This window comes from Xenorhabdus budapestensis (assembly GCF_002632465.1).
GTDB classification, from domain to species: domain Bacteria; phylum Pseudomonadota; class Gammaproteobacteria; order Enterobacterales; family Enterobacteriaceae; genus Xenorhabdus; species Xenorhabdus budapestensis.
Map to the genome: position 1 here is coordinate 46,906 of NZ_NIBS01000013.1, position 19,614 is coordinate 66,519.

Below are 19,614 nucleotides of genomic sequence, written 5' to 3' on the forward strand. Positions count from 1 at the left end.
ATGTCACAGGCTGCCCGGAATACGCGGGAGATTGAAGTTAGAAGCTCCCGCCCCAGTAATGGTTATTATCTGACTGGGATCCTCTTCTTCTTGATAGTGGTTGGCACTATCACATGGGGAAGCTGGATGACATTAGAGTGGATGAAGGATTCAGACAGGCTGCCACTTTCAAAATTGGTGTTAACCGGTGAGCGGCATTACACCACGAATGATGATGTCAGACAGGCCATTCTGTCACTGGGAACGCCTGAGACATTTATGACACAGGATGTGAATGTCATTCAGGAACAGATAGAGCAACTACCATGGATTCGGCAAGTCACTGTACGTAAACAATGGCCTGATGAACTGAAAATTCATCTGGTAGAATACGTGCCTTATGTGCGTTGGAATGATACTCGCATGCTGGATGCAGAAGGAAGAGTGTTCAGTTTACCTATTGAGCGTAGTTCCGGGGGACGTTATCCCATGCTTTATGGCCCGGAAGGCAAAGAAAAAGTCGTATTGGCAGAATATCGCACAATGGCTGTACAGCTTGCTGCACATAAAATGAAATTGAAAGCAGTGATCATGACGGCGCGTAATTCCTGGCAACTGGTACTGGATAATGATATCCGGTTGGAATTAGGCAATAAAGATCAGGAAGAACGAATTCAACGTTTTATTGAACTTTATCCTGTGTTGCAGAAAAACACGGGAAAACGTGTGGCCTATGTGGACTTACGTTATGACAGTGGTGCTGCGGTAGGTTGGGCTCCTTTATTAACTGATGCGCCAGCTTTAATGAACGGGCAAGAAAATAAATAGTGACTGGCAATAATACAGAGACAGGCAGAATAACGATGATCAAATCAACGGACAGAAAATTAGTAGTTGGCCTTGAAATCGGGACAGCAAAGGTATCTGCCCTGGTTGGTGAAATTCTGCCCGATGGTATGGTTAATATTATCGGAGTGGGAAGTTGTCCATCCCGCGGCATGGATAAAGGTGGTGTCAATGATCTTGAGTCAGTCGTTAAGTGCGTTCAGCGTGCGATTGACCAGGCTGAATTAATGGCAGATTGCCAAATATCTTCAGTTTATCTGGCGCTATCTGGCAAGCATATTAGTTGTCAGAATGAGATTGGTATGGTGCCAATTTCAGAAGAAGAAGTGACACAGGATGATGTGGACAGTGTAGTCCATACCGCCAAATCGGTTCGTGTTCGCGATGAACACCGTATTTTGCATGTAATCCCACAGGAATACGCTATCGATTATCAGGAAGGGATCAAAAACCCAGTTGGGCTTTCTGGCGTGCGGATGCAGGCCAAAGTTCATTTGATTACCTGTCATAACGACATGGCGAAAAACATTGTAAAAGCTGTTGAGCGTTGTGGCTTGAAAGTTGACCAGCTTATTTTTGCAGGATTAGCAGCAAGTTATGCTGTTTTGACAGAAGATGAACGTGAATTAGGTGTATGTGTCGTTGATATCGGCGGCGGAACGATGGATATCGCTGTATATACTGGCGGTGCATTGCGTCATACCAAAGTGATCCCATATGCAGGAAATGTTGTTACCAGTGATATTGCCTATGCATTTGGTACACCTCCGAGTGATGCTGAAACCATCAAGGTGCGCCATGGTTGCGCGTTAGGTTCGATAGTCAGCAAGGATGAAAGCGTCGAAGTCCCAAGTGTGGGAGGGCGTCCTCCCCGTAGTTTGCAACGCCAGACATTGGCTGAGGTTATTGAGCCACGTTATACCGAACTGCTGAATTTAGTTAATGATGAAATTTTGCGATTGCAGGAGCAGTTGCGTCAGCAGGGAGTAAAACATCATCTGGCCGCAGGTATCGTTTTAACAGGCGGGGGTGCTCAAATAGATGGATTGGCCGAATGTGCTCAACGGGTATTCCATACTCAAGTACGTATTGGTCGTCCTCTGAACATTACCGGCTTGACAGATTATGTGCAGGAGCCTTGCTACTCAACAGCAGTCGGGCTTCTGCATTATGGCAAAGAATCTCACCTTGGCGGAGATTCTGATGCTGATAAAAGAACGTCAGTAGGCGGCTGGTTCAAAAAAGTCAGTAGCTGGCTGAGAAAAGAATTTTGATTTTTTATACAGAGGCCGTGAAAATGATGCTGGCCTCGACATAAAGGCACAAAACGGAGAGAAATTATGTTTGAACCACTGGAATTAACCAATGACGCGGTGATTAAAGTCATCGGCGTCGGCGGTGGCGGCGGTAATGCTGTTGAGCATATGGTGCGTGAGCGTATTGAAGGTGTAGACTTCTTTGCGGTTAACACTGATGCTCAAGCATTGCGCAAAACAGCTGTCGGTCAGACTATCCAGATTGGCAACGGCATTACAAAAGGATTAGGCGCTGGTGCAAACCCTGAAGTCGGTCGTACAGCGGCGGAAGAAGATCGCGAATCATTGCGTACTGCACTGGAAGGAGCCGACATGGTGTTTATCGCTGCCGGTATGGGCGGTGGTACAGGAACTGGTGCTGCTCCTGTTGTGGCTGAGATTGCCAAAGAACTTGGTATTTTGACTGTTGCTGTTGTTACCAAGCCATTTAATTTTGAAGGCAAGAAACGTATGGCCTTCGCGGAACAAGGTATCACTGAGCTGTCCAAACATGTGGACTCATTGATTACCATTCCAAATGACAAGTTACTGAAAGTATTAGGGCGTGGTATCTCCTTGTTGGATGCATTTGGTGCAGCCAATGACGTACTGAAAGGTGCGGTTCAGGGTATCGCTGAACTGATCACCCGCCCCGGATTGATGAATGTTGACTTCGCTGACGTTCGTACCGTGATGTCTGAAATGGGTTATGCCATGATGGGCTCAGGTATTGCACAAGGTGAAGATCGAGCAGAAGAAGCGGCTGAAATGGCCATCTCCAGCCCATTGCTGGAAGATATTGATTTGTCCGGAGCGCGTGGTGTTCTGGTCAACATTACAGCAGGTTTTGATTTGCGTCTGGATGAATTTGAAACGGTCGGTAATACCATCCGTGCATTTGCTTCTGACAATGCGACAGTGGTTATCGGTACGTCACTGGATCCAGATATGAATGATGAGCTGCGTGTCACTGTTGTGGCTACTGGTATTGGGATGGATAAACGTCCTGAAATTACGCTGGTGACTAACAACAAATCATCTCAATCAAATACATTGGATCGTCGTTACCAGCAGATGCCTGGTGGAATGTCGTCATTGTCTGATGAGAATAAACCGGCTGCAAAAGTGGTCAATGATCAAAATACACAAACAAGTAAGGAACCTGATTATCTAGATATTCCGGCATTTTTGCGCAAGCAGGCTGATTGATAGCTAAAAAATTGGTTTCTCCGCTTTTTGTGCTAAAATATTCTGCCAATCATATTTTATAGTGGTTGGCAGGATCGGTAACATTGCGAGATATAAACGATGATCAAACAAAGGACATTAAAGCGTATTGTTCAGGCGACAGGGGTCGGTTTGCACACCGGTAAAAAAGTCACATTGACAATGCGTCCAGCACCGGCTAATACCGGGGTCATCTATCGTCGTACTGACTTGAATCCTCCGGTAGATTTTCCGGCAGATGCCAAATCCGTGCGTGATACTATGCTCTGCACTTGTCTGGTAAATGAACAGAATGTGCGGATTTCAACCGTTGAGCACTTGAATGCGGCATTGGCGGGTCTGGGTATCGATAACATTATTATTGAAGTTGATGCACCAGAAATTCCAATTATGGATGGTAGTGCCAGCCCATTTGTTTTCCTGTTGTTGGATGCAGGTATTGAAGAGCTGAGCGTTGCGAAAAAATTTGTGCGCATGAAAGATACAGTACGCGTGGAAGATGGTGATAAATGGGCTGAATTAGCACCATATCACGGTTTTAGTCTGGATTTTACCATTGATTTTAAACATCCCGCTATTGACTCCAGCTCTCAGCGTTATAGTCTGGATTTCTCTGCGGACTCTTTTGTTCGTCAGATTAGTCGTGCGCGTACTTTTGGATTTATGCGTGACATTGAGTATCTGCAATCTCAGGGCTTGTGCTTAGGTGGCAGCTTTGATTGCGCAATTGTGGTAGATGACTACCGCATACTCAATGAAGATGGCTTGCGTTTTGAAGATGAGTTTGTCCGACATAAGATGTTGGATGCCATCGGTGATTTATTTATGTGTGGTTATAACATCATCGGCGCATTTACTGCGTTTAAATCAGGTCATGCATTGAACAATAAATTGCTGCAAGCAGTTCTGGCACAAGAAAGTGCTTGGGAATTTGTCACATTTGAAGATGAAACTGAAATGCCGTTGGCTTTCCGTGCTCCATCTACAGTGTTGGCATATTAATACAAATGTTATTAATACAGACGTTATTGATAAAACATGTATTGAGAATATTCTTATGATTCATCAGTGGGTTATGTTATCTATTACACTTCTCTCGCTGATGTTTTTTATTCAGCGCTAGTCCTTCATCTTGGCTGTACTGGTACTCTCTCCGGCCAGCGCAGCCAATCGTTCCAATTTCCTTTTCAATTTTTCAGGGCAGTGTTCAGCCAATATCTTCAATGTTTCTGCACTTTCATGGCTTAACTGGCGTATTGGTAAATCCCGATTATCATTATTAAGTTTTTTTGCTGAAATTTTTTCGACATTCTGTCCATTATTACGACTTTTAACCATTAATGATGGATTAATCCTGATGTCGATAGAGGATAAAGATGGTAGAATTTCGCATCTTAGGGCTGAGAGTAAGATAGGGATTTCATAGTAAAGTCTGGTTTTCCAACTGGCATTACCTGCTTCCAGTACCAGAATTTGTTTACGATAATTTGCGACCCGGCACCGGGGACGTAGTTGTACCGGAAGCAAACTGAGGACGGTACGATTGAGTTTCAGTAATGCAATGGCATGCCGTTGAATGGTTTGAAGTGGGCTTTTGCCAGCCGTTGCTGCATTTTCAAACAATGGTTCAGACAACAACGTTTCTAGTGATTGTGGGCGGCTATCTCGCATAATGAAGATGGTTCCGTATTTATTAATGAAGGGATAATGAGTATTTTAAATCTTTGGCGACAATTTGGTAGGCGTTATTTTTGGTCTCGCCTTTTACTGGGCATGGTCGCCACAGGAATTGGTGTGCCTCCTGCTCTGGCAAGTGTGACAGAAAATATTCTCCATACGAATACTTCATCTGCTCAGAGAAAACACAATCAGGTGCTTTCTTCATTTGAACATTTGTTTCAATTACAAAATTCTTGGCGTCAACCTTCTAATTACTTAAATTATTGGCAGCAACATACTGTTCGCAATGTTATTCGTCGACTTTCTTTTGCTTTTTCTATTACTGAACCTGTCAGGCACGAAGAAGCAAAAGAAAGTATCCGAATTGCCATGCCATTCATGCAACAGCTAATGCTGGATACGTTACATGCTATGCTGATACAAGCACCAATCCGATTTGAATCTGCGGTTGATGTTGCAGTTTTGGCGGCAATCTCTCCTGACATCCATACACCAGCACTTTGGGTTGCTCAAATTCAAGGTATTCGGGCTGGGCCTGTGGCTAACCATAGTCTTTATCTTAATGCGATTGCCTGATGCCTAAATGAATAGGGCAGTCATGAAATACTAGTCATAAAAGACACAATTGGTTGGCTGCAACTGTGGCCTTATCTGAGATGTATTAATTATGTTGATTAAATTACTTACTAAGATTTTTGGTAGCCGTAATGACCGCACTTTGCGTCGGTTGCGTAAAGTGGTTGATGTTATCAATCGTATGGAGCCTGATTTTGAAAAGCTGTCAGATGAAGAGCTGAAAGCAAAAACTGATCAATTCCGTGCCCGACTCAAAGAAGGAGAATCACTGGATAAGATCCTCCCGGAAGCTTTTGCCACGGTTCGTGAAGCCAGTAAGCGTGTATTTGGCATGCGTCACTTTGATGTGCAATTGTTGGGCGGTATGGTACTCAATGAGCGTTGTATTGCCGAGATGCGTACTGGTGAAGGTAAAACTCTGACAGCAACGTTGCCTGCTTATCTGAATGCGTTAAGTGGACGTGGTGTTCATGTTGTTACCGTGAACGACTATCTGGCGCAACGTGATGCTGAGAATAACCGACCGTTGTTTGAATTTTTGGGTCTGAGTGTTGGCATCAATTTGCCGGGTATGCCAGCTCCGGCCAAACGTGCAGCCTATGCGGCAGATATTACTTATGGCACCAATAACGAATACGGTTTTGACTATCTGCGCGACAACATGGCATTTAGTCCGGAAGAGCGTGTACAGCGCAAACTGCATTATGCGTTGGTGGATGAAGTTGACTCCATCCTAATTGATGAAGCTCGTACTCCATTGATTATTTCCGGGCCAGCGGAAGACAGTTCTGAGCTCTACATTAAAGTTGACAAACTGATCCCTAAATTAATCCGCCAGGAAAAAGAAGATTCAGATACCTTTCAGGGAGAAGGTCATTTCTCTGTTGATGAAAAAACACGTCAGGTTAACCTTACTGAGCGTGGTCTGGTTCTGATTGAAGAACTTTTGGTGAATGCTAAGTTGATGGATGAAGGTGAATCTTTGTATTCACCGACCAACATTATGCTGATGCACCATGTTACCGCAGCATTGCGTGCTCATGTGCTGTTTACCCGTGATGTGGACTATATCGTCAAAGATGGTGAAGTCATCATTGTTGATGAACATACTGGGCGTACCATGCAAGGGCGCCGTTGGTCTGATGGCCTGCATCAGGCAGTAGAAGCCAAAGAGCGTGTTGAAATCCAGAATGAGAACCAAACGCTGGCTTCCATTACATTCCAGAATTACTTCCGTCTGTATGAAAAATTGGCGGGTATGACAGGTACTGCGGATACTGAAGCCTTTGAATTCAGTTCTATTTACAAACTAGATACCATTGTTGTACCGACAAACCGTCCGATGATCCGCCAGGATTTACCTGATTTGGTTTACATGACTGAAGCGGAAAAAATTGATGCGATCATAGAAGACATCAAGGATCGTACAAGTAACGGTCAGCCGATATTGGTGGGAACTATCTCAATTGAGAAATCAGAGCTGGTTTCCAATGCACTGACCAACGCAGGCATTGAGCATAACGTTCTGAATGCGAAATTCCATGCAATGGAAGCTGACATTATCGCACAGGCCGGACAGGCAGGTACTGTAACTATCGCAACTAACATGGCAGGACGTGGTACAGATATCATGCTGGGGGGAAGTTGGCAGGCAGAGATTGCCAAGCTGGAAGAACCTACGGAAGAGAAAATCGAACAAATCAAGGCAGCATGGCAAGAGCGTCATGATGCTGTACTGGTAGCAGGCGGTTTGCATATTATTGGCACAGAGCGCCATGAATCACGTCGTATTGATAATCAGCTGCGTGGTCGTGCTGGACGTCAGGGGGATGCGGGTTCTTCACGCTTCTATCTGTCAATGGAAGACTCTCTGATGCGTATTTTTGCTTCTGAGCGTGTTACAGGAATGATGCGCAAACTGGGTATGCAGCCGGGTGAAGCCATTGAACATCCGTGGGTGACCAAAGCCATTGCAAATGCTCAGCGTAAAGTCGAAAGCCGTAACTTCGATATCCGTAAGCAATTGTTGGAATATGATGATGTTGCCAATGATCAACGTCGCGCTATTTATGCACAACGTAACGATTTGCTCGATGTGAGCGATGTCAGCGAAACTATTTCCAGCATCCGTGAAGATGTTTTCAAAGTCACTATTGATGCTTATATTCCACCTCAATCTCTGGAAGAGATGTGGGATGTGTCTGGCTTGCAGGAACGTTTGGTCAACGACTTTGATTTGGCTCTGCCTATAAAAGAGTGGCTGGATAAAGAGCCAGAGCTGCATGAAGAAACGTTGCGTGAGCGTATTCTTGAGCAGGCAATTGAACTTTACAAACAGAAAGAAGAAATTGTCGGTGCAGAAATGATGCGTAATTTTGAAAAAGGCATCATGTTGCAAACGCTGGATACATTGTGGAAGGAGCACTTGGCTGCGATGGATTACCTGCGTCAAGGTATTCACCTACGTGGCTATGCGCAGAAAGATCCAAAACAGGAATATAAGCGCGAATCCTTCGCTATGTTTGCCAATATGCTGGAATCATTGAAATACGAAGTGATCAGCACTTTGAGCAAAGTTCAGGTCAGAATGCCGGAAGAAGTGGAAGCACTTGAGCAGCAGCGTCGTGCGGAAGCAGAACGTCTGGCAAGGCAACAGCATTTAAGCCATGAAATTGAGCAAGGTGCTTTGATGTCAGAAGCCGAAGCACAAATGGCAAGCGGTGCCAGTAAAGTCGGGCGTAATGATCCTTGTCCATGTGGTTCAGGCAAAAAATATAAACATTGTCACGGTCGTTTATAATTAAAATTAGTCATAAACAGCCAGCGATTCATTCTCGCTGGCTACTTTACCTAATTCTAAGAACTTATTTCCCCAGTACTTGTTCCTGCATATTGCCAACATTCTCAAGAAACTGATCGTCATGAGAAATCAATACTATGGCACCAGTATAATCATGTAGTGCTTGCTGAAGTAACTCTCGTGACTCAATATCCAGATGATTATCCGGCTCGTCCAACAGCAGCAAAGCTGGTGCGGAAGGCCCACAAAATAGACAAGCAAGAGCTACCTTAAGTTGTTCACCTCCGCTCAGATAACTGACGGGTTTTAACGCCTCTTCTCCACGCATACGTAGTTGTGCCAGCCGAGTACGATAACGATCTTCAGTCCAGCCTGGTGACTGTAATTGAAAGTTATACAGGGCTGACTGTGTTTTATCCAGAAATGAAAAATGCTGATCCATCAGACTATGTGAAGAGGTTACGCGGCAGATACCTTGTATTGGTGCCAATAACCCCGCCATTACCTTTAATAAAGTGGATTTTCCGCTACCATTTTTGCCAGTGATAGCGAGACGATCACCATTATTTATGGTTAAACTAATAGGGGAGCCGGAACCAAAGGGCAAAATGATATCTTGTAAATAAAGCAATGGAGAAGCTGCTGCTTGTGGCATTGCAACAGCGATTGACAGTGGATCGATAATTTCAAGTTTTGCATTGGCTTCTGCGGCTAATGAAGAGCTGCGTTGTAATCTCTCTTCATTCTGTTTTGCTATCCGTGATAACGTGACTTCTGAGCGTCCTAATGCGTGATCAAGAAGGAGTTTAGCTTGGTTAGCATTTTCCCTGCGCTGCTTACCCTGACTTTGCCTTTTATCGGTTTTTTCCCGATCTCTTTGTTTGTCGCGCAAAGCTTGTTTGAGGTTTTTCCTGGTCTGATCAACATCACGTTGTATACCCAACCGTAGTTGTTTTTTACTCTCCTGCCATGTTTCCCAGCCACCGATACTACGGGATAATCCTAACCCACTGAGTTCATAAATAACCGACACATGCTGCAATAGCTTAGTGTCATGTGTCACCAGTAAAATACCGCCATTGAATGTTGTCAGCCACTGAGCTAACCAAAGGCGCCCTTGTCGATCAAGATGGTTACTTGGCTCATCCAAGATCATAAAACCAGCTCCTCGTCTTTTAAGTGCCAGCAACCGAAGTCGTGTTTGTTCTCCTCCACTCAGTGAGTCGAAGGGCTGGTTTAATATCTCCGGGGACAACTCACCTTCTGACAGTAAGGATTCGATCTGAAATTGCCAATCCCAATTTCCCTCCATAATGTCAAAATCAACCGTTTCACCAGTACCAGCGAGGATGTGCTCATTGGCATTTATAATATTAGTCAGTCCGAGCATATCTCCAGCGTTGCCGGTAAAAGCAGACAGGCCTTGTGATAAATAACCGACATCACAAAAATGTTTTACACTGCCTTCTGAAGGCGGGATCTGTTGTGCCAATATTGATGCTAACCAAGATTTGCCAATACCGTTACGGCCCACTAAAGCGTGTTGTTCTGTATGCAAAAAAATATCAATATTAGAAAATAATGGGTTGATTTCACCAGAAAATTGATAGGTTATTTGTCTTGCTTCGATTAATGGTTGATCTTCATATTGCATGAATGATTTTTCCTCAATCTTTAAGATGTAAAATGCTTATTTTTAATTATTGGGCAGAGCCTTATTTGCAATTTTTCCTGTTCATTTCCCAAGTTACCTCACAGTTGTATTTTCTAATTATTGCATTTAAATCAAAAATTTAACCATAAGTGTACAGTGATTGCCACTATGATATAATTTGAAATCTATTGAGTATCTGTATACATAATATTCTCTTATCTATGGAAGGTTTGGTAAAAAGAGGTAAGAAGTGACGCAGATCTCGTGATATTAATCCTGTGTTTTTCCCGTAAGGCTGCTTTATTATGGTTTGTGAGAAAGACTATTCTGGAAAAGCATTATGGAAAAAAAACATCTGCATATTGCGGCAGGAATTATTAAAGATAGCAATGATGAAATTTTTATCACCCAACGCCGTGCTGATTCACACATGGGGGGATTTTGGGAGTTTCCGGGGGGGAAGCTTGAACAGGGAGAAACACCAGAACAGGCTTTGATCAGGGAATTAAAAGAAGAAGTTGGTATCACGGTAACTCATTGTGAATTGCTGGAAACTATCACACATGAATTCTCGGACAGAAATATTACCCTTTACTTTTATTTGGTTGATCGGTGGAAGAATGAGCCATTTGGTAAAGAGGGGCAACCTTACCGTTGGATCCCGCAAACTGAATTAGTTGCTGATGAATTTCCACCAGCAAATCGCAGCATTGTCAATTTATTAACTAAAGATTGAACTCATTGAAACAAATATCGCGGTAGTGTCAGATGATTCGATACTACCGTGATATATTTTAGCAAAAAGCACCGTAAACTCTCGCCTAATACAGGCGGGAATATAAAATGTGATTACTAATCCGGTTGTTCACTCCAGTCATCATTTTCTGTGCTGTCGCCCTGGCTGGGGATTTTCTTTTCCTCATTAGCCCACTCGCCCAAGTCAATTAACTGACAACGTTTACTGCAAAATGGGCGATGAGGGCTGATTTCACCCCATATTATTGTCTTGCCGCATGTTGGGCATGCGACAGTCAATACTTCAGACATTTTAGTTCTCTTCTCCTGCTTAGTTTGATTGATTATATTAACAGCAGGCCAATTCAAATGACAAATGCGTAGGTACAGTACCGTTTTCACTATCCATTGGTAAGAAACGGATAGCAAAACGGGTTTTGTGGCCGGAGATTTGTGGATAAATCAGTGAGTTCAGTACAATATCTAATTTTAATCTCAATAGATCCCCCTCATCAGCATTTCCTTGATAGAAACCGTTATGACTGATTTGCGCAGAGAACATCGTTGAGTGGCGTATCAACCCCAGAATACTTTCTAATGCTTGTTTTAATGGTAACAAACTGTTCAGCCAGGATTTAACTGTCTCATCCCGGATAGATTGTGGTAGATGCAGCCACAGATGTAATGTCGGTAAGTCAAAACTGCAACATCCTCCCGGGATGCTGAGCCGTTGACGCACCATGCTGATGATACGATCTTCTTTGATTTGCTGGCTAAGGCGCGGAGCATGATGTAATGCGATGCTCCGCTCTTTTAGCTGCTCCATCAGTTTGTGAATCATAGGAGTGTCCACATTAGGTGCACTAAGCCATTGTTTTAATTTTATTTGTTGACGATCCAGTTCCTTTAATAATTCAGAGCGTACTTCACCACGTTCCAATATCTCAATTAATTCAGCAATCGTACGAAAAAATGCGAGGCTGTTTGCTTGTGAATCCAGATAGCACTGTTTTTCTAGCTGTTGTAGTGAAGATTCAATCCTCAACCATGAACGCATTTTCTCATTTAGTGGGTGTTCAAAAATAATAGTGGAGGTTGCATCACTCATTACGTTCTTCCTGTCTAACTAATTCTGCTTGTTTCAAATAGTTTTGATGTAATCCGATTATACGTGCAGCGAGATCTTGCTCTTTTTGATCGTTAAGGATGACATCATCCGCCTTTTCCAGGCGTTCTTGACGACTGACTTGCGCGGCCAGAATATTTTCGACTTGTTCACGGTTGACGCCATCACGTGTGATTGTCCGGCTGATTTGTATTTCAGGAGGAACATCAACAACCAAGATACGGTTAGCCAAGTGCATTAAGTTATTTTCTATTAACAGAGGAACGACCCAAATGACATAAGGATAACTGACCTGATTTAATTGCCGTTGTGTTTCTGCATGTATTAGTGGATGAAGAAGTGAGTTGAGCCATTGTTTTTCTTCTGGGGCTGAGAAAATCTTCTGACGTAGCGCGGCGCGGTTTAAACTGCCATCTGATAATAAGATGTCGGAGCCAAAGTGTTCTGAGATTGCTTGTAATGCGGGAGAACCAGGAGTAACAACTTCTCTGGCAATAATATCTGCATCAACAAGCGGGACACCAAGGGATGAAAATACATTAGAGATAGTCGTTTTACCGCTACCAATTCCACCTGTGAGTGCAACAATATAATTCATTCTATCCCTTAAAAGATTTCTGATAGCATATGCAAATTGTAACTCAAGGGATGCACATGGGCTATAAACAAACATGTATAATTTCGGTTCTTACAACCCTCGAGAAAAAATAATGATATTGAAAATATGCAAATTAAGCTGTTACATCAAAATAGTACCTAATTGAAAGATAGGCAGGTACATGGCGAGTAGTAGTAAGCCAACAATCACCGCCATAATCAGCATTAATACAGGTTCAAGTAATTGCACTAATTTATCAGCACAGTTGATAAATTGTTCTTGATACCATAACGCTAGATTACCCAAAAATACTTCAAGTTCACCTGATTCTTCACCAATTATGACAAATTGTTTACATAATGGTGGAAAACAGTCTTCTCTTTTCAAGGCACTGCTCATTGGTATCCCTTGCTGGATCTGTCGGTGAAGGCTTTTTATCCCCGTTATAAATAAAGGATGATGCGTTGCATTCAGTGCGCATTCCAGACCGCTGGTTAAGGTTAACCCTGCTTTCTGTGTCATAAACAGAATATGGAATATTTGGCTGGTATGTTGGTAGCTTGTGAGTTTTCTGAAAAGAGGGAGCTTGAGAAGAAGCATTTTTTCCTTTGAGTACAACACCGGGTATCGTAAACGTAGCCAAGAATAGAGGCTGACCAATATTAATATCGTTGTTAAAAATAGTATGCCCCAGTTAATCAGAAAGTCGGATGCTGACAAAACTCCCTGTGTTAATAAAGGAAGTGAGGCATTAAATGCAGAATATACCTGTTTGAATTCGGGCAGGACAACAATCAACATTAGCAAAATGACAAGGACTGTGATGAAGGCGATTATCAAAGGATAGCGATACGCTTTTCGGATCTTTTTATGCAGTATATTTTGTTGTTCTAATCTATCAATGAGTAGTTGGCAGCAGGTTTCGAGTTGGCCGGTTTGCTCTCCTACTGCGATAATTTGGCAAAATAAGGGAGAAAATAATCGGGGATAGTGTTTCAATGCGGTGGAAAATGGCTCTCCCTGGCTGATTTTTTGAATAAGATCTGTCAGTACACATCGCCAAATGATGTTTTTGCATTCTTGCAATAGGATAGTCAGCCCCTGCAACAAAGGGATACCTGATGTCAGTAATGTATTTAGTTGATGGATGAAATGCAGACGATAAGTAATTTCCTTTTCGCTGTAATAAATAAATTTTTTACATTTTATCGTATAAGGTTGTAAATCAAGTTGACTCAGGTACTGGAAAATAGAGTGTTTGTTTCGGCCAATACTTTCTCCTCTTATAATATTTCCTTTTTTATTAACTGCTTGCCATTGATAAATATATTCCATTTTCATTCTGTACTCTCTGCCTTAATATCTATTGGATACGTTTCTTGTCCTGTAATTTGATAAATCTCTTCCAGTGTTGTTGTGCCCTGTTCTACTAATTCCAATCCAGCAGAAAAAAGAGTTGTTTGCTGGTGTAAGATGGGCAGACAGGGAAATTTGTCAGAAGATTTTTCTGATAAAGCTTGCTGGAATTCAGGCTTGATTTCGAGAAATTCATAGATGGCTGTTCTGCCATAATAACCAGAAAAACAGTGTTCACAGCCGACGGCTACCCATTGCTGCACAGTAATTTGTTGTTTTATTTCTCTGTTTTCAAAATGTATGATCGTAGGTTCTTCCATTTTTTGTCGGCAATGAGGGCAAAGTTTGCGAACTAATCGTTGGGCAATAATTAATTTTACACATGATGCAGTGGTATAGCCTGGAATCCCAAGATTTTGCAGGCGAGATAGTGTGTCTATTGTGGAGTTCGTATGCAGGGTGGATAAAACCAGATGGCCTGTTTGAGCGGCTTTCATCGATATTTCAGCCGTTTCGTTATCACGAATTTCACCAACCATGATGATATCAGGATCTTGCCGCAGTAATGCCCGTAAAACCTTAGCGAAATCGAGTCCAATTTTGTTATTTACCTGTGTTTGATTGATGCCCGTTAAAGGAATTTCTACCGGGTCTTCAACACTACAGATATTCTTCTTCGCTTGATTTAAATATTTCAGGCAACTATACAATGTGATAGTTTTACCGCTTCCTGTCGGGCCTGTAACTATAATCATTCCCTGTGGTACACGAAGTTTCTGCTTTAAAAGCTGTAACTGGGACTCAGATAGACCGAGTTGTTCCAATGATAATTGGTGTATGGTGTTTAAAATTCGCAGAACAATTTTTTCTCCATACAGCGTTGGCAAGGTAGATATACGTATTGCATAACTGATTTTGTGATCATTCCAGTTAAATTGCCCATCTTGCGGTTGGCGTTTTTCAGCGATATTAAGTTTTGCCATGATTTTTAAGCGAGCAGGAATACCCGCATTTATTTGAGAAGAGGGTGATGGCATAGAATGCAACACACCATCAACCCGAATGCGTATCCGATAGTTGTATTGAGAAGGCTCAAAATGAATATCTGATGCTCTTTTCTGTATAGAGATTGAGATTGTCTGATTAATTAACTGAATGACAGGCGTATCAATATTTTCGGTATAGCTGTCATTCAATTGTGCATCATTGTGGTTATTATCTGGAATACCTAAGTTTTCTGTTCGATAGATTTCTGTTTCATCATTCTCAGCACAGTAACTTTCTGTACAAGGTATAAATGATCCTTCTTGTGTCAACATGGATTCAATTTTAGCTTTTGGCCAAATATCAAAATTAATTATTGCACCAGAAATAAAACGTAGTGAAGAAATGAATTCTTCATTAGGGGATTGGCTACAGGCAATAGTTATGGTGTAAGCATCCCTTTTTATAATAATTGCCTGATGTTTTTGGCAGAGTTCTTTGATTTTTCTTTCAATTAAAATATTTTCCGTGTTTTCCATTTATTATATTCCTTTGTTGTTTAAATAGATTAATGGTTTTAGTTTGTCCAAATCCCATCTTGGAAAACTGATATTTTTCCATAAGAATGCTTGATCATAGCTTGCAATTATTAACTAATGACTAAATTAATGACTTTTAAAACTTCAGTGTCTCCTGACATTTTATTTTCAATGATTCGTTTTCGGCATTACATACCGTTTGCCAATGTGTAATACCTGTTTTAATGTCCTGAATTGGTTTTAAGATGGCATTGAGTCCATTGAGATTTTGTTTACCAACGATAGTTATTTCTCCCATTTTTACAGTTATGGTACTGATATAACGGCTATTGTGACCAGATGGAATGGATGTATGGCCAGTGTTGCATTCTTTGTGGCTTTCTGTTTCAAAATGGCAAATTTCAACACCGGATTTATAAGGTACAATTGCCTGGAGCACATCGGTTAATGCAGCCTTTTGAATATAGCCTTGATAGCTGGGAATACCAATTGCACCAAGGATAGATACAATTGCCATCACAACCATGACTTCCATTAATGTAAATCCTTGTTGATTCATATTATCTCCTTTTTATTTTCTTCTTTTATGTGTTTTTCTGCATATTCTCTCTATATTTTTTCAGAGCAATGCATGATTTTTAATATGAGTTGGTGCTAATAAGGATGGAGATTTTTTTTAAAAAGAAAATGGTGTTAGTACATTTTGTGGAAATGGTTCGAAAAGATAACTATTGATTACATTTTTTACCGGAAAATTTTCGAGCCTGCTCGCAAGTGAAAGCACGAGCGAAAATATCTTTCGATTGAAAATGCTAACATACTGATCTGTTACATTTTGATCGGTTGTCTTCCAATTTAGTGGAAAAATTAGCGATGAAACAGTTCGATGGAGTAAGAGAATGAAGTTAAATGAAGGGTGGATTGACGATGCCAGAAAAGTTACTTCTCCACATTATGATTTGCGCCCGGAAGGTGAAATCCCATCATTACTTGTCATTCATAACATTAGTTTACCACCTGGTAAGTTTGGCGGGCCGTATATTGATCAGTTATTTATGGGAACGTTGGATCCCGATGAAGATCCTTTCTTTGAAGAGATAAAAGGGCTGCGTGTTTCTGCTCACTGTTTGATTCGCCGGGATGGTGAAGTTGTACAGTATGTTCCTTTCGATAAAAGAGCTTGGCATGCGGGTGTTTCCTGTTATTGTGATCGTGAAACGTGCAATGATTTTTCAATAGGTATTGAGTTGGAAGGGACGGATTACGAACCATTCACTGAAATCCAGTACTTTAAGTTGGTGGAAGTGACTCAGCTAATTATCAAACAATACCCTGATATTCGTAACAATATTACAGGGCACAGTGATATCGCACCGGGTAGAAAAACCGACCCAGGGCCTTATTTTTACTGGGAATATTATCGGCAATTATTGAAGGAGCGAATTGGATGACCCTCTTTATTCTATTGTTAATACTGGCATGGGAACGCATTTTTAAAATGGGAGACCATTGGCAGCTGGAACATTATCTGGCACCTTTTTTTGCCAGAGTAAAATTATATTCACTGTGGGTAAGTTTAGGGATGACCCTTGTGGTTGTTTTTTTGACCTGGAAGCTCATTGAGGTTTTGAGCACAGTGGCTTTTGGTATGCCGGCAATTTTATTGTGCATCATGATTAGTTTGTTATGTATTGGTGCGGGTTCTTTGCGTCATAGTTATCGTGAATATCTCCGAGCCGTGCGTATTGATGATTTAGATCAGCAAAATATGCATCTTACCCATTTGACAATGGGGCAAGGAATTCCATCGAATACAACAAAAGACGAACGATTGCGTGAAATACAGAACGCGTTAATCTGGATTAATTTCCGTTACTATCTTGCTCCAATTTTCTGGTTAGTCGTGATGGGTAAATTTGGCCCGGCAATTTTGATGGGGTATGGTTTTTTGAGAGCTTATCAAGGATGGTCAGCACGATATGGGACTACCGTACAGCGTGCTCAATCAGGTGTTGATGCGCTATTAAATTGTCTGGATTGGATCCCTGCGCGTTTGGCTGGTATAGCTTATGCTCTGTTGGGACATGGCGAAAAGGCATTACCTGCCTGGATTGCATCACTTAGTGACTTGCGGACATCCCAATATAAGGTGGTCAGTCAATTGGCACAATTTGCATTGAGTAAGGAACCTCATCTGGATCTTTTGAATACCCCCCTTGCAGCAGTGAAAATCGCGAAAAAAGCAACATTTACCATTGTGATCATTGTTGCCTTATTGACAATTTATGGGACGTTAACCTAGTTGAGAAATGAGTGGGTATATAAGCTTAGCGAAAGACGCTGTAAGCTTTTGATAGGGCCAAGAACAGTCACTTTGGGGCGTAACATAAAAAAACTCCCGCCAGTGTCAGGTTTGACATATTATGGCGGGAATTGCATGAAAAGGAGCTTTATACCGTCCATCTTTCAGGTTGCTTCTTTGATGGCTGTGAGCATTCACTTGCTACAGTGATGCAACTTGAAATCTATTGGTACATATCAAATTAGCCTGAACCTATTCATCCTTAATAGTTTTTCATCCTGAAAAATTGGAATATTCCCTGAGTTGGAACTTGGTGTGACCACTTGAAGAAAATATCCATAACATTCTTGTTATTCCTGAGGGGAGGGTATTGCGTTCAAAATGTCTTGCTGTTTTTCCTAACCATTCATTTGCCACTGCTGTGTAACTTGAATATGTAGCTCGCAATCTATCCAGTATATTGATTATGTATATCGAACATACAGTAGTGATTCTTTAGTTATGATTGGGAATTAACCATTGGAAATCTTACCAATAACATGATTGTGCTGCTGTTATGTTAAGAGAATATATCCCTTTCCTCTTTCACCATGTGTTACAAACTAATAATAATGTATAAATTTAAATAATAAATAAACGAATGAATTGATATACTAAATAAATTATAACAATAGATAATGAATTTGCGTTCTGCCCTTTAATGCTAACCTATTTTATTGTCTAAAAGTCCCGTTTAGTTATAATTTTCTGATAAAAATTAAAATAATTTGTTAAAATTTGCAGGTTTTTATGATTTAGCCCAAGGTCTTTATAGACAGCTAATCAATACTTTGTTACTTTATGGCCTGTATTCTAAATTGGTATTACCAATTGACTAAATCCCGACTAAATGAAGTCAATTGAATGAGGTTGATTGTCTGGAAGTTAGTCTGAATACCCTGCCAAACAGGGCATAGTTCAAATAACTAATTCACATAGAAATAGTTCGAAAGTAACGTTTACTTACTGAATGGCTTACAGCAAATATGGCTTATAGCAAAATTCGCCAACCAAAGTTATCAGATGTGATTGAGCAACGTCTTGAACACCTCATTCTCGAAGGCTCATTACGTCCTGGAGAAAAACTTCCGCCTGAGCGTGAACTGGCGAAGCAGTTCGAAGTATCACGCCCTTCATTACGCGAAGCCATCCAAAAACTGGAAGCTAAAGGTTTTCTTTTCCGTCGTCAGGGTGGAGGAACGTTTGTACAGAATAATCTCTGGCAAAGTTTCAGTGATCCACTCGCCCAACTTATTGCAGAGAATCAAGAATCACAATTTGATCTCCTGGAAGCGCGTCATGCGCTGGAAGGTATTGCGGCTTATTACGCTGCTCTCAGGGGAACGGATGAAGATTTTAAACGTATTGAGAAAAATCACTTTGCTATCCAAGAAGCACAACAAAGCGGGGATATCAATGCGGAATCAGATGCTGTCCTGCAATATCAACTCGTTGTCACAGAAGCAGCCCATAACGTGGTATTGCTGCATTTATTGCGTTGTATGATCCCGATGCTGGAACAGAATATCCGGCGTAATTTCGAATTCATTTATACCCGTAAAGAAATGCTGGCGGCAGTGAGTAACCATAGGGCAGATATTTTTCACGCAATAATGGCGAGAGAGCCGGAAAAAGCTCGTGAAGCTTCATATCGCCATTTGTCTTTTATAGAAGAAGTTTTATTGGATCTGACTCGTGAGCATACTCGTCGTGAGCGCTCACTAAGACGGCTCCAACAACATCAGGACTAAGAGCCTATCCCCCGGGTCGTCATGGATTAATACAACTCCCAAATGGGATAGATTCTAAACTTGACTGTACAGATCCTGGCTGCTGCGTCTGTACAGTCGTTAGCTCTTTATTTAAGGGTTTTAGCGG

General features: G+C 41.6%; 18 protein-coding genes. 10 read left to right on the forward strand and 8 right to left on the reverse strand.

The window, feature by feature from the left end; translation table 11 throughout:
- The 4 genes from ftsQ (at position 1) to lpxC (ending at position 4,349) form a co-directional block, all read left to right on the forward strand.
- Positions 1 to 807 carry a cell division protein FtsQ gene (gene ftsQ, locus Xbud_RS12375; protein WP_099136348.1) on the forward strand — a complete coding sequence of 269 codons (807 nt, stop codon included), beginning with the start codon at positions 1 to 3 and terminating at the stop codon, positions 805 to 807.
- A 35-nt stretch (positions 808 to 842) separates the two neighbouring features.
- Positions 843 to 2,099: a cell division protein FtsA gene (gene ftsA / locus Xbud_RS12380; RefSeq protein WP_038269974.1), complete on the forward strand. Its 1,257-nt coding sequence runs from the start codon at positions 843 to 845 to the stop codon at positions 2,097 to 2,099.
- Positions 2,100 to 2,165: 66 nt separating this feature from the next.
- The gene (gene ftsZ / locus Xbud_RS12385) at positions 2,166 to 3,329 is read left to right on the forward strand and encodes a cell division protein FtsZ (protein ID WP_099136349.1); all 1,164 of its coding nucleotides are present in this window, start codon (positions 2,166 to 2,168) and stop codon (positions 3,327 to 3,329) included.
- A gap of 99 nt (positions 3,330 to 3,428) precedes the next feature.
- Positions 3,429 to 4,349, forward strand: coding sequence for a UDP-3-O-acyl-N-acetylglucosamine deacetylase (gene lpxC, locus Xbud_RS12390; protein ID WP_099136350.1), 921 nt, complete (start codon positions 3,429 to 3,431; stop codon positions 4,347 to 4,349).
- A 117-nt stretch (positions 4,350 to 4,466) separates the two neighbouring features.
- On the opposite strand, the gene Xbud_RS12395 is transcribed toward lpxC, so the two are convergent.
- Complete coding sequence (locus Xbud_RS12395; RefSeq protein ID WP_099136351.1) at positions 4,467 to 5,018, reverse strand: DUF721 domain-containing protein; 552 nt, start codon at positions 5,016 to 5,018, stop codon at positions 4,467 to 4,469.
- 36 nt (positions 5,019 to 5,054) lie between these two features.
- On the opposite strand from Xbud_RS12395, the gene secM reads away from it, so the two are divergent.
- On the forward strand, positions 5,055 to 5,603 hold the full coding sequence (secM, locus tag Xbud_RS12400; protein WP_099136352.1) for a secA translation cis-regulator SecM: 549 nt from the start codon (positions 5,055 to 5,057) through the stop codon (positions 5,601 to 5,603).
- Positions 5,604 to 5,694: 91 nt separating this feature from the next.
- Positions 5,695 to 8,403 carry a preprotein translocase subunit SecA gene (gene secA, locus Xbud_RS12405; RefSeq protein WP_099136353.1) on the forward strand — a complete coding sequence of 903 codons (2,709 nt, stop codon included), beginning with the start codon at positions 5,695 to 5,697 and terminating at the stop codon, positions 8,401 to 8,403.
- A 64-nt stretch (positions 8,404 to 8,467) separates the two neighbouring features.
- Here secA and Xbud_RS12410 read toward each other — a convergent pair whose 3' ends face one another.
- Positions 8,468 to 10,057, reverse strand: a complete 1,590-nt coding sequence (locus Xbud_RS12410) for an ATP-binding cassette domain-containing protein (RefSeq protein ID WP_099136354.1) — start codon at positions 10,055 to 10,057, stop codon at positions 8,468 to 8,470.
- A 340-nt stretch (positions 10,058 to 10,397) separates the two neighbouring features.
- On the opposite strand from Xbud_RS12410, the gene mutT reads away from it, so the two are divergent.
- On the forward strand, positions 10,398 to 10,793 hold the full coding sequence (gene mutT / locus Xbud_RS12415; RefSeq protein ID WP_099136355.1) for an 8-oxo-dGTP diphosphatase MutT: 396 nt from the start codon (positions 10,398 to 10,400) through the stop codon (positions 10,791 to 10,793).
- Between the two features lie 116 nt (positions 10,794 to 10,909).
- Here the strand turns inward: mutT and yacG are convergent, their stop codons facing one another.
- The 6 genes from yacG to ppdD all read right to left on the reverse strand — a co-directional run bounded on the left by yacG (position 10,910) and on the right by ppdD (position 15,954).
- A complete protein-coding gene (yacG, locus tag Xbud_RS12420) occupies positions 10,910 to 11,104 on the reverse strand; it encodes a DNA gyrase inhibitor YacG (RefSeq protein WP_099136356.1) in 195 nt (64 codons plus the stop codon).
- Between the two features lie 37 nt (positions 11,105 to 11,141).
- Complete coding sequence (zapD, locus tag Xbud_RS12425) at positions 11,142 to 11,900, reverse strand: cell division protein ZapD (protein WP_099136357.1); 759 nt, start codon at positions 11,898 to 11,900, stop codon at positions 11,142 to 11,144.
- The gene (coaE, locus tag Xbud_RS12430; protein WP_099136358.1) at positions 11,893 to 12,516 is read right to left on the reverse strand and encodes a dephospho-CoA kinase; all 624 of its coding nucleotides are present in this window, start codon (positions 12,514 to 12,516) and stop codon (positions 11,893 to 11,895) included. The genes zapD and coaE overlap by 8 nt, the downstream gene beginning before the upstream one ends.
- 141 nt (positions 12,517 to 12,657) lie before the next feature.
- Positions 12,658 to 13,857 (reverse strand): protein transport protein HofC, encoded by a 1,200-nt coding sequence (hofC, locus tag Xbud_RS12435; protein WP_099136359.1) that lies wholly within the window; start codon positions 13,855 to 13,857, stop codon positions 12,658 to 12,660.
- Positions 13,854 to 15,395, reverse strand: coding sequence for a type II secretion system protein GspE (gene gspE / locus Xbud_RS12440; RefSeq protein ID WP_099136360.1), 1,542 nt, complete (start codon positions 15,393 to 15,395; stop codon positions 13,854 to 13,856). Before gspE ends, hofC begins: the two co-directional genes overlap by 4 nt.
- A gap of 136 nt (positions 15,396 to 15,531) precedes the next feature.
- Positions 15,532 to 15,954, reverse strand: a complete 423-nt coding sequence (ppdD, locus tag Xbud_RS12445; protein ID WP_099136361.1) for a prepilin peptidase-dependent pilin — start codon at positions 15,952 to 15,954, stop codon at positions 15,532 to 15,534.
- Between the two features lie 340 nt (positions 15,955 to 16,294).
- On the opposite strand from ppdD, the gene ampD reads away from it, so the two are divergent.
- The 3 genes from ampD (at position 16,295) to pdhR (ending at position 19,487) form a co-directional block, all read left to right on the forward strand.
- Positions 16,295 to 16,846: a 1,6-anhydro-N-acetylmuramyl-L-alanine amidase AmpD gene (gene ampD / locus Xbud_RS12450; RefSeq protein WP_099136362.1), complete on the forward strand. Its 552-nt coding sequence runs from the start codon at positions 16,295 to 16,297 to the stop codon at positions 16,844 to 16,846.
- Entirely contained in the window at positions 16,843 to 17,697 is an 855-nt protein-coding gene (gene ampE / locus Xbud_RS12455) for a beta-lactamase regulator AmpE (protein ID WP_099136363.1), read from the forward strand. Before ampD ends, ampE begins: the two co-directional genes overlap by 4 nt.
- A 1,025-nt stretch (positions 17,698 to 18,722) precedes the next feature.
- On the forward strand, positions 18,723 to 19,487 hold the full coding sequence (gene pdhR, locus Xbud_RS12460; protein ID WP_099136364.1) for a pyruvate dehydrogenase complex transcriptional repressor PdhR: 765 nt from the start codon (positions 18,723 to 18,725) through the stop codon (positions 19,485 to 19,487).
- Positions 19,488 to 19,614: the final 127 nt, after the last annotated feature.

What these genes read in the sequence shown, in the direction of transcription:
- coaE (WP_099136358.1), bottom strand. Translation starts at nt 12,516, where the DNA reads ATGAATTATATTGTTGCACTCACAGGTGGAATTGGTAGCGGTAAAACG.
- ampE (WP_099136363.1), top strand. Translation starts at nt 16,843, where the DNA reads ATGACCCTCTTTATTCTATTGTTAATACTGGCATGGGAACGCATTTTT.
- ftsA (WP_038269974.1), top strand. Translation starts at nt 843, where the DNA reads ATGATCAAATCAACGGACAGAAAATTAGTAGTTGGCCTTGAAATCGGG.
- gspE (WP_099136360.1), bottom strand. Translation starts at nt 15,395, where the DNA reads ATGGAAAACACGGAAAATATTTTAATTGAAAGAAAAATCAAAGAACTC.
- secA (WP_099136353.1), top strand. Translation starts at nt 5,695, where the DNA reads ATGTTGATTAAATTACTTACTAAGATTTTTGGTAGCCGTAATGACCGC.
- secM (WP_099136352.1), top strand. Translation starts at nt 5,055, where the DNA reads ATGAGTATTTTAAATCTTTGGCGACAATTTGGTAGGCGTTATTTTTGG.
- mutT (WP_099136355.1), top strand. Translation starts at nt 10,398, where the DNA reads ATGGAAAAAAAACATCTGCATATTGCGGCAGGAATTATTAAAGATAGC.
- ampD (WP_099136362.1), top strand. Translation starts at nt 16,295, where the DNA reads ATGAAGTTAAATGAAGGGTGGATTGACGATGCCAGAAAAGTTACTTCT.
- pdhR (WP_099136364.1), top strand. Translation starts at nt 18,723, where the DNA reads ATGGCTTATAGCAAAATTCGCCAACCAAAGTTATCAGATGTGATTGAG.
- ppdD (WP_099136361.1), bottom strand. Translation starts at nt 15,954, where the DNA reads ATGAATCAACAAGGATTTACATTAATGGAAGTCATGGTTGTGATGGCA.
- yacG (WP_099136356.1), bottom strand. Translation starts at nt 11,104, where the DNA reads ATGTCTGAAGTATTGACTGTCGCATGCCCAACATGCGGCAAGACAATA.
- ftsQ (WP_099136348.1), top strand. Translation starts at nt 1, where the DNA reads ATGTCACAGGCTGCCCGGAATACGCGGGAGATTGAAGTTAGAAGCTCC.
- ftsZ (WP_099136349.1), top strand. Translation starts at nt 2,166, where the DNA reads ATGTTTGAACCACTGGAATTAACCAATGACGCGGTGATTAAAGTCATC.
- hofC (WP_099136359.1), bottom strand. Translation starts at nt 13,857, where the DNA reads ATGAAAATGGAATATATTTATCAATGGCAAGCAGTTAATAAAAAAGGA.
- Xbud_RS12395 (WP_099136351.1), bottom strand. Translation starts at nt 5,018, where the DNA reads ATGCGAGATAGCCGCCCACAATCACTAGAAACGTTGTTGTCTGAACCA.
- Xbud_RS12410 (WP_099136354.1), bottom strand. Translation starts at nt 10,057, where the DNA reads ATGCAATATGAAGATCAACCATTAATCGAAGCAAGACAAATAACCTAT.
- lpxC (WP_099136350.1), top strand. Translation starts at nt 3,429, where the DNA reads ATGATCAAACAAAGGACATTAAAGCGTATTGTTCAGGCGACAGGGGTC.
- zapD (WP_099136357.1), bottom strand. Translation starts at nt 11,900, where the DNA reads ATGAGTGATGCAACCTCCACTATTATTTTTGAACACCCACTAAATGAG.